Source organism: Nonomuraea sp. NPDC049486 (assembly GCF_040676925.1).
In the GTDB taxonomy this organism is placed as follows: domain Bacteria; phylum Actinomycetota; class Actinomycetes; order Streptosporangiales; family Streptosporangiaceae; genus Nonomuraea; species Nonomuraea ferruginea.
Genome location: NZ_JBFAPV010000010.1, coordinates 123,157 through 139,722 on the forward strand (window position 1 = coordinate 123,157; position 16,566 = coordinate 139,722).

Annotated in this window: 19 protein-coding genes and 2 tRNA genes; 15 read left to right on the plus strand and 6 right to left on the minus strand. The window is 71.2% G+C overall.

Annotation, left to right across the window (positions count from 1 at the left end; all coding sequences use genetic code 11):
• Window positions 1-7: 7 nt before the first annotated feature.
• Complete coding sequence (locus AB0K05_RS27610) at window positions 8-751, minus strand: ABC transporter permease (RefSeq protein ID WP_271280087.1); 744 nt, start codon at window positions 749-751, stop codon at window positions 8-10.
• Window positions 732-1,676, minus strand: a complete 945-nt coding sequence (locus tag AB0K05_RS27615; protein ID WP_148036543.1) for an ATP-binding cassette domain-containing protein — start codon at window positions 1,674-1,676, stop codon at window positions 732-734. Before AB0K05_RS27615 ends, AB0K05_RS27610 begins: the two co-directional genes overlap by 20 nt.
• Before the next feature lie 232 nt (window positions 1,677-1,908).
• On the opposite strand from AB0K05_RS27615, the gene AB0K05_RS27620 reads away from it, so the two are divergent.
• From AB0K05_RS27620 to AB0K05_RS27670, 11 genes are all read left to right on the plus strand, one after another.
• A complete protein-coding gene (locus tag AB0K05_RS27620) occupies window positions 1,909-2,919 on the plus strand; it encodes a GH25 family lysozyme (RefSeq protein WP_364232858.1) in 1,011 nt (336 codons plus the stop codon).
• Window positions 2,920-2,962: 43 nt separating this feature from the next.
• Window positions 2,963-3,490 (plus strand): NlpC/P60 family protein, encoded by a 528-nt coding sequence (locus AB0K05_RS27625; protein WP_271280084.1) that lies wholly within the window; start codon window positions 2,963-2,965, stop codon window positions 3,488-3,490.
• Between the two features lie 60 nt (window positions 3,491-3,550).
• Entirely contained in the window at window positions 3,551-3,781 is a 231-nt protein-coding gene (locus AB0K05_RS27630; protein WP_364232860.1) for a transposase, read from the plus strand.
• A 39-nt stretch (window positions 3,782-3,820) separates the two neighbouring features.
• A tRNA-Thr gene (locus AB0K05_RS27635) sits at window positions 3,821-3,896 on the plus strand.
• 152 nt (window positions 3,897-4,048) lie between these two features.
• Window positions 4,049-4,122: transfer RNA gene (locus AB0K05_RS27640), tRNA-Met, on the plus strand.
• Window positions 4,123-4,193: 71 nt separating this feature from the next.
• Complete coding sequence (rpmG, locus tag AB0K05_RS27645) at window positions 4,194-4,358, plus strand: 50S ribosomal protein L33 (RefSeq protein WP_019632658.1); 165 nt, start codon at window positions 4,194-4,196, stop codon at window positions 4,356-4,358.
• A gap of 179 nt (window positions 4,359-4,537) precedes the next feature.
• Window positions 4,538-4,987, plus strand: a complete 450-nt coding sequence (locus AB0K05_RS27650; RefSeq protein WP_271280083.1) for a MaoC family dehydratase N-terminal domain-containing protein — start codon at window positions 4,538-4,540, stop codon at window positions 4,985-4,987.
• A gap of 1 nt (window position 4,988) precedes the next feature.
• Entirely contained in the window at window positions 4,989-5,417 is a 429-nt protein-coding gene (locus AB0K05_RS27655) for a MaoC family dehydratase (protein ID WP_148036547.1), read from the plus strand.
• Between the two features lie 54 nt (window positions 5,418-5,471).
• Window positions 5,472-6,515: a hypothetical protein gene (locus AB0K05_RS27660; protein WP_364232864.1), complete on the plus strand. Its 1,044-nt coding sequence runs from the start codon at window positions 5,472-5,474 to the stop codon at window positions 6,513-6,515.
• An 11-nt stretch (window positions 6,516-6,526) separates the two neighbouring features.
• Window positions 6,527-7,558 carry a UDP-N-acetylmuramate dehydrogenase gene (locus AB0K05_RS27665; RefSeq protein WP_271275138.1) on the plus strand — a complete coding sequence of 344 codons (1,032 nt, stop codon included), beginning with the start codon at window positions 6,527-6,529 and terminating at the stop codon, window positions 7,556-7,558.
• 239 nt (window positions 7,559-7,797) lie between these two features.
• Window positions 7,798-8,364, plus strand: coding sequence for a TMEM165/GDT1 family protein (locus tag AB0K05_RS27670; protein ID WP_271275139.1), 567 nt, complete (start codon window positions 7,798-7,800; stop codon window positions 8,362-8,364).
• Here AB0K05_RS27670 and AB0K05_RS27675 read toward each other — a convergent pair.
• The 4 genes from AB0K05_RS27675 to AB0K05_RS27690 form a co-directional block, all read right to left on the minus strand.
• The gene (locus AB0K05_RS27675) at window positions 8,361-8,939 is read right to left on the minus strand and encodes a hypothetical protein (protein ID WP_364232868.1); all 579 of its coding nucleotides are present in this window, start codon (window positions 8,937-8,939) and stop codon (window positions 8,361-8,363) included. The two genes, AB0K05_RS27670 and AB0K05_RS27675, sit on opposite strands and share 4 nt — an antisense overlap.
• Window positions 8,936-9,799, minus strand: a complete 864-nt coding sequence (locus AB0K05_RS27680) for a hypothetical protein (RefSeq protein ID WP_364232871.1) — start codon at window positions 9,797-9,799, stop codon at window positions 8,936-8,938. Before AB0K05_RS27680 ends, AB0K05_RS27675 begins: the two co-directional genes overlap by 4 nt.
• 85 nt (window positions 9,800-9,884) lie before the next feature.
• Entirely contained in the window at window positions 9,885-12,740 is a 2,856-nt protein-coding gene (locus tag AB0K05_RS27685; protein WP_271275142.1) for an AAA family ATPase, read from the minus strand.
• A gap of 101 nt (window positions 12,741-12,841) precedes the next feature.
• Window positions 12,842-12,988, minus strand: coding sequence for a hypothetical protein (locus tag AB0K05_RS27690; RefSeq protein WP_219546921.1), 147 nt, complete (start codon window positions 12,986-12,988; stop codon window positions 12,842-12,844).
• Between the two features lie 171 nt (window positions 12,989-13,159).
• On the opposite strand from AB0K05_RS27690, the gene deoC reads away from it, so the two are divergent.
• Genes deoC through AB0K05_RS27710 form a run of 4 tightly spaced genes read left to right on the plus strand, consistent with a single transcriptional unit; the run spans window position 13,160 to window position 16,553 of the window.
• On the plus strand, window positions 13,160-14,092 hold the full coding sequence (gene deoC / locus AB0K05_RS27695) for a deoxyribose-phosphate aldolase (RefSeq protein ID WP_261809121.1): 933 nt from the start codon (window positions 13,160-13,162) through the stop codon (window positions 14,090-14,092).
• The gene (locus AB0K05_RS27700; RefSeq protein WP_246640500.1) at window positions 14,092-15,528 is read left to right on the plus strand and encodes an aldehyde dehydrogenase family protein; all 1,437 of its coding nucleotides are present in this window, start codon (window positions 14,092-14,094) and stop codon (window positions 15,526-15,528) included. Before deoC ends, AB0K05_RS27700 begins: the two co-directional genes overlap by 1 nt.
• Entirely contained in the window at window positions 15,518-15,715 is a 198-nt protein-coding gene (locus AB0K05_RS27705; RefSeq protein ID WP_148036555.1) for a hypothetical protein, read from the plus strand. Before AB0K05_RS27700 ends, AB0K05_RS27705 begins: the two co-directional genes overlap by 11 nt.
• Window positions 15,708-16,553 (plus strand): aldehyde dehydrogenase family protein, encoded by an 846-nt coding sequence (locus AB0K05_RS27710; protein ID WP_148036556.1) that lies wholly within the window; start codon window positions 15,708-15,710, stop codon window positions 16,551-16,553. Before AB0K05_RS27705 ends, AB0K05_RS27710 begins: the two co-directional genes overlap by 8 nt.
• Window positions 16,554-16,566 lie beyond the last annotated feature (13 nt).

The following is a 16,566-nucleotide window of genomic DNA, read 5'->3' on the forward strand; positions in this document are numbered from 1 at the left end:
GCACCGGTCAGACGCCCCGGCGCAGGGTCCGGTTGCCCAGGAACAGGCCGAGCGCGGCCACCGCCACCGCCGTCGCGGCCCCGTACAGGACCGGCAGGCCGAGCACCTGGCCGGAGAAGAGCGCGCGCTCGGCGTCGACGATGTAGGTGATCGGGTTGAGCCCGCCGGCCACCCGCAGCCAGTCCGGACCGGAGTCGAGCGGCAGCAGCACCCCCGACAGCAGCAGCATCGGGAACAGCAGCACCTGCGTGACCGTGTAGAACAGGGTGCCGTCGGGCGCCGACTTGACGGCCAGGACGAACGAGAGCGCGCCCAGCCCCACCCCGAACACGATCAGCAGCGCCAGCCCGGCGACCACCCCCGCCAGGTGCGGCTCGAACCCGAGCGGCAGCGCCAGCACGATGATCAGGACGGCCTGGGCGAACAGCACGGCCATCTCCTTCATCGTCCTGCCGACCAGCATCGCGGTCCGGTCGAGCGGCGTCACCATCATCCGCTCCATCGAGCCGCCGACCAGCTCCATCAGCACGTGGTAGCCGGCCGCCATCGGCCCGGTCAGGCACATCATCACCAGGATGCCCGGCACGAACCACTGCCAGGACGCCCCGACGGCGCCGTCCAGCAGGGCCCCGAACAGGAACAGGAAGAGCAGCGGCTGCCCCATCTCGAACATCAGCCCCACCGGCTCCCGCCACGCGGGCGTGAACTCGCGGCGGAACACGGTCACGGTGTCACGCAGGAAGGTCGTCATCGCTGAGGCTTCTCCCGGTCAGGGTGAGGAACACGTCGTCGAGGGTCGGGCGGACGGTCTCGGCGGTGGCGACCTTGACGCCCGCCGCCTCCAGCGTGCGCAGGTGCTCGGGCAGGGCGGCGGTCGCGGAGGCCGCGCGCAGCCGCACGGTGACGCCCTCGGCGGCGCCGCCGAGGAGCGCGGCGGCCCGCCCGGCGTCCTGGGCGGTGTGCGTGGTGAGCGTGACGCGGTCGCCGGCCAGGTCGTTCTTGAGCTGCTCGGCCGTGCCGTCGGCGATGATCCGGCCGTCGTCGATGATGATCACCCGCTCGGCCATGCTGTCGGCCTCTTCGAGGTAGTGGGTGGTGAGGAAGAGCGTGGTCCCGTACGTCTCGCGCAGGCGCAGGATGTGTGACCAGATCTCGGCGCGGCTCTTGGGGTCGAGCCCGGTCGAGGGCTCGTCCAGGAACAGCAGGCCGGGACGGTGGACGAGGCCGAGGGCGATGTCGAGGCGGCGGCGCTGGCCGCCGGAGAGCGTGCCGGGCTTGCGCGCGGCGAGCGGCCCCAGGTCGAGCAGTTCCAGCATCTCGCCGGCCCGGCGGCGGGCCTCGGCGCTGGTCAGGCCGTAGCAGCGGCCCTGGGTGACGAGCTCGTCGCCGACGCGGAAGTTCTCTCCGGCGCTGTTCCGCTGGCCGACGTAGCCGATCCTGGCGCGCACCCCGGCGGGGTCGCGCGCCACGTCGCGGCCGGCGACGGTGGCGGTGCCGGACGTCGGCGGCAGCAGCGTGGTGAGCATCCGCAGCGTGGTGGACTTGCCCGCGCCGTTCGGGCCGAGGAACGCGACGAGCTGTCCGGGCTCGACGTCCAGGTCGATGCCGCGTACGGCCTCGACGGTCTGTTTCTTCTTCAGGGAGAACACGCGGGTCAGACCCCGGGTGTGGATCATGGTGCCTTCCTCCGGGCATGGCGAAGAAACCCCTGGTGGTGGGGGGTGTCGGATGGGAGCGGCTCAAGTGTCAGCCCGGGAAAGCGGTCCTGGCAAACGTGAACATCACGTTCATATACGGCTCTGACCTGCGGAAACGTCACGTGGTTCGGATGGCGATGACGGATAACTTTTCGGCCTCTGAAGTGCGATTTCTCCGTACATGTAAAGATTTTTTGCGACTATCACCCACGTGAAGCGTCTGGTGCTCATCGCGGTGGTGGCGGCAGTCGGTCTGGGCGCGCAGAGCGCCCAGGCGGCGGACGGGGTCGCGGGGGTGGACGTCAGCAACTGGACCGGCGAGGTCGACTGGTCGGCGGCGGCGTCGGGCGGCGCCAAGTTCGCCTTCGTGCACGCCACCGAGGGCGGCGACTACGTCAACCCGCGCTTCACCGCGCAGTTCGACGGCGCGGCGGCGGCCGGGCTGGTCCGCGGCGCCTACCACTTCGCGCAGCCGCACGAGTCGGGCGGGGCCGCGCAGGCCGAGCACTTCGTGCGCAACGGCGGCAACTGGCTCACCGACGGGCGGACGCTGCCCGGCGTGCTCGACCTCGAAGACAACCCGTACCAGGACAGGAACGGCAAGAACGCCTGCTACGGCCTGTCGGCCAAGGACATGGTCGCCTGGATCAAGGACTTCACCAGGACCTACCGGGCCAGGACCGGGCGTCAGGCGATCGTCTACACCACCACGAGCTGGTGGCGGACCTGCACGGGCGACAGCACCGCGGCCAAGTCCAGCCCGCTGTGGATCGCCCGGTGGGGCGCCGACCCGGGCGAGCTGCCCAAGGCATGGCAGAAGCACACGTTCTGGCAGTCGGCCGACAAGGGCCCGCTGCCCGGCGGGCAGAACGCGTTCAACGGCTCCGAGTCCGAGCTGGCCGCGATGGCCAACCCGCCGGCCGAGGTGACCGTCTCCGGCAAGACCCGCAGCCGCACGACCTACCGGCTGACCGTGGCCAACACCGGGCCGCATCCGGTCACGGACGTCAAGGTCTCCGGGCGGACGTTCGGCGGGCAGCGGGTGGTCAAGGCGCCCACCGGCTGCACGTTCAGCGGCACCGCGATCCGCTGCTCGATCGACGAGCTCAGGCGCGGACAGAAGAGGACCTTAACCTTCACCACCAAGCCCCGCAAGAAGAAGGGCACGGTCGGCATCCGGTTCACCGTCGGAACCGTGGCGGTCAAGCTAAGCGCCAGATAGCCCCATAAGGCAGGATTGAACCGGCATCACGAGGGAGGCACGGGTGTCGGGGAGGCGCGGAGCTCTGCTCGCCATGGCGCTCGTCCTGCTCGTCGTCACCGCCTCCGCCCCGATCAAGCACTACGTCTTACCCCGGATCGTCGCGATCGCGTACGAGATCGAGCGCCACGGCATCGTCTACTCCTGGGGCGGCGGCCACGCCGAACGCCCCGGCCCCTCCACGGGCACCTGCGCCGGCTACACGGGCAGGATCAAGCCCTGCCCCGCCACCCGGACGCGGGGGCTGGACTGCTCCGGGCTCACGCGCTGGGTGTACGCGCTCGCGCACGGCGCGGACGTGCTCGGGCCGGGCAACACCGACGACCACGTACGGCGGATGCGCCAGGTCCGGTCGCCGGTGCCGGGTGACCTCGTCTTCTTCGGCGAACGCAGGAAGAAACGGCTCAGGACCCGGCACGTCGGCATCTATCTGGGCCTCGGGCGGATGATGAACGCCCCCGAGACCGGCGCGATCGTCCGGGTGGACGACATCGCGAAGGTGCCCGGATTCCTCGGGTTCTACCGCTACTGATCCCGTTACGCCTGTCGTCTCGGGGGAAATTGAGAGACCCGAAGGCTAATGTGTGCCGCTATGGACAGGCGATGGGTCGGGAGCGACGGGTACGAGATCGTGCTCGGCATGCGGGCCGGGCGTCAGGTGCTGAGGGTGCGCCGCAACGGCCGGCTCGTCGCCGAGTGCGCGTCGGTCTCCGAGGTCGCGCGCCACGTCGATCTGGCCGATCTCTGCGAGGTCATCGCGCTGCCCGCGCGACCCCGGAAAACCGGGCGGGAGACGGCCCGAACGAGTTCGCATCATCGTTGAGTGCCGTGTATGGTTACACCTGTCCGCAGCGCCGGACAGGCCCCTATAGCTCAGTCGGCAGAGCGTCTCCATGGTAAGGAGAAGGTCAACGGTTCGATTCCGTTTGGGGGCTCCACCCGCGACAGACCCCACCACGGTGGGGTTTTTGCTTTGTGTCGCCGGGGGTGCTTTTGGCATACTTGCATCACCCCGCCTGACCAGGCGAGTGACGTAGACGCTCGCGGGGTCGGGTATCCTCTACGGGGCCGGGTCGTTTCCGGCTTCAAAGGCGGAGTAGCTCAGTCAGGCAGAGCAAACGGCTCATAATCGTTGTGTCGCCGGTTCAAGTCCGGCCTCCGCTACTGCCCTCACCCAGGTCACCCGGCCTGGGTCCGGGCATGTCCATGTCCCGAACGTAGAAAGGCACTCCCAAGTGGCTGCCACCGACGTTAGGCCGAAGATCACGCTGGCCTGCCAGGAGTGCAAGCACCGCAACTACATCACGCGGAAGAACCGGCGCAACGACCCGGATCGGCTTGAGCTGAAGAAGTACTGCCCCAACTGCCGCTGCCACCGCGCGCACCGCGAGACCCGCTAGTTCTCGTCAGGGGCGGTCACTCCCGGCCTCCATAGAGCGCACAACCGGCGTCCCCTCCGGGCGCCGGTTTGTCATGTCCGGGGGGCGGCAAAAAGCAGGCCATCGGCAGCGACAGCCGAACCTTGTTCTGTTACCTTCTGCTCAACAGCGCGTCCGGTGAGACATGCGAGGGAGCATCGATGGCCTTGAACCGTGACTTCGTGGGGCGCAGTTACCCATCCAGCACTCCATACGAAGTCAGCCGGGTGAAGATCCGAGAGTTCGCGGCGGCGATCGGCGACGACAACCCGATCTACCACGACAGGGACGCCGCCAGGGCCGCCGGCCACCCCGACGTGGTGGCCCCGCCCACCTTCCCGATCGTCTTCAGCCTGCGGGGCGGCGGCGAGGCGCTCGCCGACCCCGACCTGGGGCTCAACTTCGCCATGGTCGTCCACGGTGAGCAGCGTTTCGAGTATCTCCGCCCGGTCTACGCGGGCGACGAGCTGGTCACCACCGCCACCATCACCGACATCCGCACCGCCGGGCGCAACGAGCTGCTGACGGTCAGGAGCGACGTCACGACGGTCTCCGGCGAGCCGGTCTGCACCACGTACAACACGATCGTCGAGCGCGGAGGGGCGGCCTGACATGACGGCGACGGTGAAGTACGACGAGGTCGAGGTGGGCCAGGAGATCCCGCCGGTCGACTACCGCGTGCGCCGGGTCAACCTGGTCATGTACGCGGGAGCGTCCGGCGACTTCAACCAGATCCACTGGAACGAGCGGTTCGCCAAGATGGTGGGCCTGCCCGACGTCATCGCGCACGGCATGTACACGATGGCGCAGGCGGGCCGGTTCGTCACCGACTGGGCCGGCGACCCGGGCGCGGTCGTCGACTTCGGGGTGCGGTTCTCGTCGATGGTGGTCGTGCCCGACGACGACGAGGGCGCGACGATCACGGTGAGCGGCGTCGTGGAGGAGAAGCTCGACGACGGCAAGGTCGTGGTGGCGCTGACCGCCCGATCGGGGGACGCCCGGGTGCTGTCCAAGGCGAGGGCCGTGGTGCGGCTCGCCTAGGCGGCCGATTCTCGGGTACGCGTGACGGTCATGAGTGAGAAAGCATGGCCAACTGTGGAGTCGATCCCCGTCTCGGCCGTCACGGACGACCGGCCGCCCGCCCACCTGAGACCCGCCAGGACCGACGAGATCGCCGGCGCGAGCGGCACCGGCCGCGACACCGCCGGCGGCGCCGCCGTGCCCACCCCCGCACGCGCCACGGGCGTGGGCACGGCCGGCACCAAGGGCCGCCGCCGCGAAGGCGCCCGCGGCAACCCCGCGGCCGAGTTCGGCTTCTCCGGCGATCCCGGCCAGCACGGCGACCCGGGCGACGACATGCTGCACGCGCAGCGGGTGTGGGACGGCACGCTGGCCACCAACCGGATGGACGACCTGGGCGTCAACGCCGAGCGCCAGCGGGTGGAGACCAAGGACGTGACGGCCTCGGTCGGCCTCCTGGTGGACGGCTGGCCGGGTGACGTGCGCGCCTGCGTGGAGTCGGTGCTGGCGCACACCGGGTGCACGGTGCTGGCGCTCGACCTGGGCAACGTGGAAGGCGCCGGCGACGTGCTGGACGTGCTGGCCGGGCGCGAGCCTGACCGGGTGCGGGTGTGGCACGTCGCCGAGACGCCGCACTGGCTCGGCGGCACCGCGACCTGGGGCGCGGCCAGGGCCAAGCTGCTCCAGCTGGACACCGCCGAGGTGCACGTGTTCATGGACACCTCGGTGGTCCTGGTGGGCGACGCCCTCACGCCGCTGATCGCCGCCGTGCAGGAAGGCGCGGTGGCCGCCGGGTGGAAGGGCCGCAAGCCGCCGGGCGCCGAGAGGCCGGACAGCGGAGCCGAGTGGCTGGAGGCCGGGCCGGGCAAGGTGCCCGCGCTGACCGGTGACCTGATGGCGGTGCGCCGCTCGGCCGCCGTCGCGGCCCTGCCCGAGCAGGCCCGCTACGGAGCCGACGCCGACCTGGAGCTGTCTCTGCGCCTGCGCGGCGAGCTGGTGGTGCCCCGCACGCGCCTTCCCGTACGGCAGGAGCGCGTGCACGCCGTGGCCGACGACTACCGGCTGGAGGAGTCACACCGCAACCACGGCCGGGTGCTCAGGATGCTGGAACCCTCCTAAGCTAGACCCCTATGGAGATGCTCGCGCCGTACACCACGCTGGGGTTGGGCGGTCCCGCCCTCGACTTCGTCCAAGCCGACACGGCCGAGCGACTGGTCTCCCTGGTGGCCGAGGCCGACCGCGCCGCGCGGCCGACGCTGGTCCTCGGCGGCGGCAGCAACCTCGTGGTGTCCGACGCGGGCTTCGACGGGCTCGTCGTCCGGGTGGAGACCAAGGGCGTGCGGGTGTCCCGCGACGGCGAGCAGGTGCTCGTGACGGTCGAGGCGGGCGAAGACTGGGACCCGCTGGTGGCCCGCACGGTCGCGGAGGGCTGGTCCGGCGTCGAGTGCATGGCCGGCATCCCCGGCCTGGTGGGCTCCACCCCGATCCAGAACGTCGGCGCCTACGGCCAGGAGATCGCGCAGACCGTCCGGTGCGTGCGCGCCTACGACCGCCGCACCCAGCAGGTCGAGGATCTGGAGGCCCGCCAGTGCGGGTTCGCCTACCGCACCAGCATGTTCAAGCGCGACCTGTCGCGCTACGTCGTGCTGTCGGTGACGTACGCGCTGGAGCTCACCGACATGTCCGGGCCGGTCGCCTACCAGGAACTGGCCACCCGGCTGGGCGTCGAGCCCGGCGCCCGCGTGCCGCTGGCCCGCGCCCGCGAGGCGGTGCTGGAGCTGCGCCGCGGCAAGGGCATGGTGCTCGACCCCGGCGACCCCGACACCCGCAGCGCCGGTTCGTTCTTCACCAACCCGGTCCTGACCGCGGAGCAGGCGGCGGAGCTGGCCGCCCGCGCGCCCGGCCACCCGGGCTGGGAGCTGCCCGGCGGCCTGGTCAAGGTGCCGGCGGCGTGGCTGATCGAGCAGGCGGGCTTCCCCAAGGGCTACGCCCGCGGCCCGGTGCGCATCTCCACCAAGCACACGCTCGCGCTGACCAACCCGGACGGCGCCGGCACCACCGGCGACCTGCTGGCCCTGGCCAGGGAGGTGCGCGACGGGGTGCGCGAGAAGTTCGGCGTCACGCTGGTCAACGAGCCGGTGCTGGTCGGCTGCGAGATTTGACCTGGGGAATGCCCGCGCGCGGGCCGCTGTTAAGGTAAGTCGAAACACCGAAGGGGAGTAGTCCCAATCGCGTAGATCGACATACTGGCGCGCGCGTGCGCGCGCCCGGTCGCGCGGGCCTCACGGGCGGACGAGACCTTCGGCCTGGCAGTCGTGTACGAAACGCTGCCGGGCCGAAGCCGTGCCCGAAAATCTCCCCGGGTGCGATGCCCACGGTCCGGCCGCACGAGAGAGGGACCGTGGAAGCTTTCTGGATCAGCCTGGGCGCGATCTTCCTCGCCGAGCTCGGCGACAAGAGCCAGCTCATGGCCATGACGTTCGCCACCCGCTACAAGGCATGGGTGGTGCTGACCGGCATCACGGTCGCCACCACCGTCGTCCACCTGGGCAGCGTGGCCATCGGCGGGCTCATCGGCGACGCGCTGCCCACCACCGCCATCTCGATCGTGGCGGGCCTGGCCTTCATCGGCTTCGCCGCCTGGACGCTGCGCGGCGACGAGCTGACCGAGGAGGAGTCGCGCAAGGCCCAGCGGGCCACCCGCAGCGCGCTGATCGCGGTGACGGTGGCGTTCTTCCTCAGCGAGCTGGGCGACAAGACGATGCTCGCCACGATCACGCTGGCCACCCAGTACGGCTGGGTCGGCACCTGGATCGGCTCCACGGTCGGCATGGTGGCCGCCGACGCGCTGGCCATCGTGGTGGGCCGCATGCTGGGCAGGAACCTTCCGGAGAAGGCCGTCCGCTACGGCGCCGCCGCCGCCTTCGCGATCTTCGGTGTCGTGATGCTCGTCGACGCCTTCCTCTAACGTGACCTCATCGCGCCGAGCGTCCGGCGGCCGGCCCTGATGTCGGAGATCAGCACGTACGCGACGAGCAGCAGGCCGAGGCAGAGCGCCTCGGCCGCCCACCAGGGGATCTCGGCGAGCAGCAGGTAGCCGTCGCTGTCGCTGCGCGTGCGCAGCGCCCAGGTGACCACGGCCACCACTCCGGTGACCAGCAGCCAGGTGCGCAGGCGCGGCAGGTCGCCCCGCCGCCACAGCCGGATCCGCCACTCCAGGTAGACCACGAGCACGCCGAGCAGGGCGCAGAACCCGATCAGCCACCACGGCAGGGCGAACGTGGCCCGCTCGGCGATCGCCGCCCGCGTGGCGCGCAGCTCGGCCTCGGCCCGGCGCTGCGCGACCACGGCGGCGTCGCGCTGCTCCTTCAGCTCGGCGACCACCTGCTGGCGGGGCTGCGGGGTGGTGTCCGACGGAAGCATCCTGGCCACCACGGTCAGCATGATCGCGATGAACGCCAGCACCAGCACGATGGCCATGAACAGGTCGATGAACCGCAGGTCGAGCGGTGGCGCGAAGGACCGGGCGGGCCGCCTCCTCACTGCTCCCTCACCAGCGTGTAGCGCTGCGGGCGGCCGCCGGACTCGGCCAGCGTCTCCACGGCGGTGCGCAGCGCGTCCAGGCCCTTGATCAGCTCTTCCGTCCTGCCCCTGGACTGGGCCAGCTCCTGGGCCAGCCCGTTCAGCGCGGGGGCGGTCCGCTTGGCGGGCAGGCGAGCCAGGTGGAGCAGGAACAACTCGTCGGCGGCGGCCACGTTCGCCCGCTCGGCCCGCTCGGCGAGCGCCATCGCGCCGAACGCGAGCACGCTCAGGAACAACGCGATCAGGGTGACGCCGAACGCGGACGCCAGCTCGGGCAGCACGTGCTGCTTGAGCGCGGCCATCAGGGCGGCGGCGTCGCCCTGGCGGTCGAGCGCGTCGCCGAACGCGGTGACCATGGCGGCCATGGTCAGCGCGGTGCCGATGAACCCGAACACCGGCAGCGCCCAGATCAGCGCGTGGTCGAGGTGGTGCTTGTTGGCCATCTCGCTCTCGTCGAGCGCGGAGCGGGCGCCGAGCACCGCCTCGGCGTCGTTCCCCGCCTCGGCGGCCTCCCTGAACAGCTTGAGCCGCCGCGCCACGAGGGTGTCGTCGCCCGGATGGACCGCCTGCACGGAGGTGACCGCGCGGGCGGTCGCGGCGCTCTCCCGGCGGATGTCCGGCACGACCCTGGCGATGCGGAGCACGGTGGTCAGGAACACCGCGATGATGAGCGTGACCACCAGCTCCGCCGCCGCCGGGACCGTGGTGGCGCCCACCGACTTCAGCAGCGCGCCGACGAGTCCCGCGACGTGACACAGCATCGCGACCATCGTGCCCATCACGGGCGCGAACGCCGGGTGACACCAGCCGAACCTTGACAAGCCTCGCTCCACTTCACCTCGTGATCAAGTCAGATGACTACCCAACCACATACGAAGCTGACTAACGGTAACGAGGTGGCTACAACTACCGTGAAAGCAGAGAAAGTCGGTGCGCGGCGGCGGCCGCCTCGCCCCGGGTGGTGACGCAGAGCTTCGCCAGGATGTTGGAGACGTGCACGCTGACCGTCTTGGCGGAGATGAACAGCTCCTTGGCGATGTCCCTGTTCGTCCGGCCCAGCGCCACCAGGCGGAGCACCTCCAGCTCGCGCGGGGTGAGCAGCTCCGACGGCTCCTGCGGGCGCTGGGCGCCGCCGACGCGGCGCGAGAGCGCCTCGATCTCGGCCACGAGCGGGGCCGCGCCCAGCGCGGTGGCCCGGGGGAGCGCGGTCGCCAGCCGGGCCGCGGCACCGTCCCTGTCACCCGCCCGCGCCGCCACGGTGGCCGCCCGCAGCAGGGCCCTGGCCTGGTTGTGCGGCCGGTTGAGCCGTTCCCACGCGGCGGCCGCGGCGTCGAAGTCGCCCGAGTACGTCAGCCGGTAGGCCTCGGCGACCGGGCTCGTCACCGACAGGTGCGCGGCCACGTCGGCGGCCTGCTCGCGCACCGCGCGGACCCGTTCGGGCTCGACGTCCTCGGCCGCGTCGCAGACGGTGCGCAGGAGGGCGAGCAGCCGCCAGCCGAGCATGGCCTTGCTGGACTGCGCGGGCCTTGCCAGCATCCGCTCGGCCACCGCCAGCGCCTGGCCGGGCTCGCCTCGCAGCATGTGCCAGCCGATGTGCAGCCGGGCGCTGTTGGTGATGTCCTGGACGAAGTCCTCCGGGCGCTCCTTGAGCACGCCGATCTCCGACAGGATGTTCTCCACCAGCTCCACCTCGCCCCGCGCGAGCGCGATGTCGGCGCGCACCCGCAGGAGGTGGTGACGGGTGCGCAGGGACGGCCCGAAGCTGAGCGCCCGCTCGACCGTCTCGACGGCCTCGTCCCAGCGGCCGATGTTCTCCAGCGCCTCGGCCTTGTTGTTGAGCACGAACAGGCCGCTGGCGCGCAGCCTGCCGAACCTCTTGGCCTCCCGCCAGCCCTCGTCGGAGAGCCTCAGCGCCTCTTCCCAGCGGCCGGTGTCGGGCAGCGAGTCGATCATGTTGCCGATCGCCCGGGTGATGACGCGGCCGGAGTTCTCCTGCCTGCCGAGGTCGAGCGCCCGCTGGTTGGTGGCGATCGTGGCCTCGATGTTCCCCGCGATCGAGTGGCCGAGCGCCAGGTTGAGCAGCAGGTCGGCCTCCAGGCACCGGTCGCCCAGCTCCCGGGCCAGCCGCAGCCCTTCCTCCACGTACATCTCGCCCTCGGCGGCCTCGCCGCGCAGCATGAGGTGCTGGCTCATCCGTACCAGCACCTCGGCCCTGGCCTCGCCCGGCTCCGGCACCAGCTTGAGCGCGTGGCGCAGGTCGTCCACCACGCCCATCTGGCCCTTGGCGATCTTCAGGTTGCTCCAGCGGACGATGAGCCCGGCCACGCGGTGCGGCTCGCGGGCCTCGTCCAGCTCCGACAGCGCTGCCTTGACGAACTTGACGGCCCGGTCCACCTCGCCGCCCGCCTGCGCGGCGGCGGCCGCCTTCTCCAGCACGGCGGTGTGGTCGGCGCCGATCCGCTCCGCCGCGCCGGGCACCCGGTCCCAGAGCATGAGCACGCGTTCGAGCAGCGGCACCGCCTCGGTGTAGGCGAAGGCCTTGAACGACTTCCTGGCGGCGTTCCAGGCGGCCGTCAGCGCGTGCACGTCGTCGCGCGCCCCGTACCAGTGGTGGGCCAGCTCGACGTGGGCGCGGCCGGGCGGGACCAGCCGGTGGTTCTTGGAGATCTCCTCGGCGTAGCGGGCGTGCAGACGCTGGTGCTCGCCGGGCAGCAGTTCCTCGTGCACGGCCTCGCGGATCAGCGAGTGGCGGAAGACGTAGGCGCGGTTGTCGGAGATCTGCAGCACGTTGCCGGCGATGGCGGGCCGCAGCGCGGCCTCCAGTTCCAGCTCGGACAGGCCGCTCACGGCCGACAGCAGGGCGTGGCCGACGCGCGTACCGCCGGCGGCGGCGACGCGGAGCACCCGCTGGGTCTCCTCGGGCAGCCGCTCGACCGCGTTGAGTATCAGGTCCTGCATCGACTCGGGGAACGCGAGGTCCTCGCCGCTCTCCAGCATGGCCTCGACGAACAGCGGGATGCCCTCGCTGCGCTCGTAGACCTTCTCCACGTCGGTGTAGTCGGGGGCGCTGCCGAGGATGCCGGCCATCTGCTGGGCGACCTCCTCGCGCGACAGCCGGGGCAGGTCGAGCCTGAGCACGCCGTTGACCCGGCCCAGCTCGGCCAGCACGGGCCGGAGCGGATGCTGGCGGTGCAGGTCGTCGGAGCGGTACGTCATGACCAGCAGCACCTGCGGGACCCGCAGGTTGCGGCTGAGGAAGGCGATCAGGTCGCGGCTGGACCGGTCGGCCCAGTGGATGTCCTCGACGATCAGGACGGTGGGGGTGTCGTCGGCGAGTCGTTCCAGCAGCGTGAGGATCTGCTCGAACAGTCTGGCCCGGCCGGTCTCGGTCTCGCCGTCGCCGCTCGGCTCGCCGAACTCGGGGAGCAGCCGCGCCAGGTCGCGTTCGGCGCCGTCGGGAAGCAGGGCGGCGATCCCGCCGGTGCCGTGCTCCCGGACGAGCTGCCTGAGCACGGCGGTGAAGGGCGCGTACGCCAGGCCCTCGGTGGACAGCTCCACGCAGCCGCCGCCCAGCACCCGCGCGCCGTCGCGGGCCACCTGCTCGGCGAAGCACTGGACGAGCCTGGTCTTGCCGACCCCGGCCTCGCCGCCGAGCAGCACCGCTGTGGCGTTGCCCGCTCCGGCCTCGGCGAAGGCGTCGGCCAGGGCGGTCAGCTGCTCCTGCCGCCCGACGAAAACAGGGCTCACCGAGCGTCCAAGCATGTCATCCAGCATGTCACGCCATATCCGATGCAATCGACGCAATTAAGGGGGTTGAGAGGCCCGGCCGCGAGGGAGGGTGCGGCCGGGCTCTCGTGCGATGGTCATGACGAACGGCGCTTGCCGAAGACCGAGCGGCGCTCGGCCTTGTTCCCCTTCGTCGCCTCGCGCACCCGGCGGTGGCGGGCCGCGGCCTCGTGCAGCTCGTTCGCGTGGCTCTTCATCAGCTGGTACTCGATCTCGGGACTCATCACTCGTACTCCTTGAAGGCGCTTCTTCTCGACACCTTCAAGATTCGTCCTAAGGCCCGCCCCCGCACATCGGGTGGATGCCTTATCTCCGGCCGCCCGCGTATACCTAGGGCACGCCTCAACTCCGGTTTGGACGTAGGGACACCGGTCGGCGATGCTGTGAGGGTGTCAATTGTGACGACCTCGCTCGCGGACGTCGCCTCTTCCGGGGCCACCCTGCGAGCATTCCTGCACGGCCTGCCCGGCGTCGACCGGGTCGGCGCTGACCAGCGGGCGGCGATGCTCGGCACCCGTTCCATCAAGACCACGGCCAAGGCCCAGGCCATCGACCTGGCGATCTCCATGGTGGACCTCACCACCCTCGAAGGCGCCGACACCCCGGGCAAGGTGCGCGCGCTCTGCGCCAAGGCTCGACACCCCGGCGAGGGGGCGCCCCGGGTGGCCGCCGTCTGCGTCTACCCCGACCTGGTGCACGTCGCCGCCGGGGCGCTGGCCGGCTCGGGGGTGAAGGTGGCCTCGGTGGCCACCGCGTTCCCCAGCGGCCGCTCCTCGCTGGAGGTGAAGGTGAGCGAGACGAAGCTCGCCGTCGCCGCCGGCGCCGACGAGATCGACATGGTGATCGACCGCGGCGCGTTCCTCGCCGGCGACCACCTGAAGGTGTACGAGGAGATCGCCGCGGTGAAGGCCGCCTGCGGCGACGCCCACCTGAAGGTGATCCTGGAGACGGGCGAGCTGGCGACCTACGACAACGTGCGCCGCGCCTCCTGGCTCGCGATGCTGGCCGGGGGCGACTTCATCAAGACGTCCACCGGCAAGGTGTCCCCTGCGGCGACGCTCCCCGTCACGCTGATCATGCTGGAGGCGGTGCGCGACTTCCGCGACGCCACCGGGCGGCAGGTCGGCGTCAAGCCCGCCGGCGGCATCCGCACCACCAAGGACGCGATCAAGAACCTCGTCCTGGTCAACGAGACCGCCGGCGACGACTGGCTGAGCCCCGACTGGTTCCGCCTGGGCGCGTCATCCCTGCTGAACGACCTGCTGATGCAGCGTCAGAAGCTCGCCACCGGCCGCTACGCGGGCCCCGACTACTTCACTCTGGACTGATGGCGATGTCGATGTTCGAGTACGCCCCCGCGCCCGAGTCACGCGACGTCGTCGACATCAAGCCGTCCTACGGCCTGTTCATCGGCGGCGAGTTCACCGACGGCTCCGGGCCGTCGTTCAAGACCGTCAACCCCGCCACCGAGGAGACGCTCGCCGAGGTCGCCACCGCGTCCTCCGACGACGTCGACCGCGCCGTCCAGGCCGCGCGCAAGGCGTTCGACGCCTGGAGCGGGCTGCCCGGCAGCGAGCGGGCCAAGTATCTGTTCAGGATCGCCCGCATCATCCAGGAGCGTGCCAGGGAGCTGGCCGTGCTGGAGTCGCTCGACAACGGCAAGCCGATCCGCGAGTCGCGCGACGTCGACGTTCCGCTGGTCGCCGCCCACTTCTTCTACTACGCGGGGTGGGCCGACAAGCTCTCCCACGCCGGGTTCGGGCCCGACCCGCGGCCGCTGGGCGTGGCCGGCCAGGTCATCCCGTGGAACTTCCCGCTGCTCATGCTCGCCTGGAAGATCGCGCCCGCGCTGGCGTGCGGCAACACGGTGGTGCTCAAGCCCGCCGAGACCACGCCGCTGACCGCGCTGCTGATCGCGGAGATCTGCCAGCAGGCCGAGCTGCCGCCGGGCGTGGTCAACATCGTCACCGGCGCGGGCGAGACCGGCGCGGCCGTGGTCGCGCACCCCGACGTGAACAAGGTGGCCTTCACCGGCTCCACCGACGTCGGCCGCCTCATCGCCCGCACGGTCGCAGGCTCCGGCAAGAAGCTCACGCTGGAGCTGGGCGGCAAGGCCGCCAACATCGTGTTCGAGGACGCCGCGCTCGACCAGGCGGTCGAGGGCATCGTCAACGGCATCTTCTTCAACCAGGGCCACGTGTGCTGCGCGGGCTCGCGGCTGCTGGTGCAGGAGTCGATCCAGGAGGAGCTGCTGGCGGCGCTCAAACGCAGGCTGGCCACGCTGCGGCTGGGCGATCCGCTCGACAAGAACACCGACATCGGCGCGATCAACTCGGCCGAGCAGCTCGCCAAGATCCGGCAGCTCTCGGAGGCCGGCGAGTCGGAGGGCGCCGAGCGCTGGTCGCCCGCCTGCGAGCTGCCCGGGCGCGGCTACTGGTTCCCGCCCACCCTGTTCACCGGGGTGGCGCAGTCCCACCGGATCGCCCGGGAGGAGATCTTCGGCCCGGTGCTGTCGATCCTCACCTTCCGCACCCCCGCCGAGGCCGTCGAGAAGGCCAACAACACCCCGTACGGCCTGTCGGCGGGCATCTGGACGGAGAAGGGCTCGCGCATCCTCTGGATGGCCGACAAGCTCAGGGCCGGCGTGGTGTGGGCCAACACGTTCAACCGGTTCGACCCGGCCTCGCCGTTCGGCGGCTACAAGGAGTCGGGGTACGGGCGCGAGGGCGGGCTCCGCGGTCTGGAGGCCTACCTTGACGTGTGACCACCGCCGCGGCCGTCGGCGCCGGACGCGCGCCCAGGCCACCCGCGGCCACGCCTTCGCCCGTTCCGGCCGTCCCGTCCGCACCGGCTGGTACGCCCACCGCTGCGGCGTGAGCCGGTGCGGCCAGGTGTTCGTGCCGGTCGAGACAGCCCAGGAGATCACGTGGAGGGGACGCGGCGATGAGTAGGCTGGCCGTCAGGAAGACCTACAAGCTGTTCATCGGCGGGGCGTTCCCGCGCTCGGAGAGTGGGAGGTCCTATCCCGTGACCTCGCCGAAGGGTGACTTCCTCGCCAACGCGTCCAGGGCCTCGCGCAAGGACGCGCGCGACGCGGTGTCGGCCGCCCGCAAGGCGTTCCCCGGCTGGTCCGGCGCGACCGCCTACAACCGCGGCCAGATCCTCTACCGGATCGCCGAGATGCTGGAGGGCCGTCGCGCCCAGTTCGCCGACGAGCTCGGCCTGGGCAAGAAGGCCGCGCTGGAGTCGGTGGACGCGGCGATCGACCGGCTGGTCTGGTACGCGGGCTGGTCCGACAAGATCACGTCCGTGCACGGCACCGCCAACCCGGTGGCGGGTCCGTACTTCAACCTGTCCACGCCCGAGCCCACCGGGGTGGTCGCCGTGGTGGCGCCCGCCGACCCGCTGCTCGGGCTGGTCTCGGTGGTGGCCCCGGTGATCGTCACCGGCAACACGTGCGTGGTGGTCGCCGCCGAGCGGACCCCGCTCCCGGCGATCACTCTGGCCGAGGTCCTGGCCACGTCCGACCTGCCGGGCGGGGTGGTCAACATCCTCACCGGTCACCAGGCGGAGCTGGCCCCCTGGCTGGCCGCGCACATGGACGTCAACGCCCTCGACCTGACCGGGGTGACCGACGCCGACCTGGCGCTGCGGTGCGAGCAGGACGCGGCCGAGAACCTCAAGCGGGTGCTCGGCCCGGCCGGCGACGACTGGTCCGGCGACCCTGGCCTGGGACGCATGACCGCGTTCCTGGAGACCAAGACGGTCTGGCACCCGATGGGGGTCTGAGAGGACTAGGGTC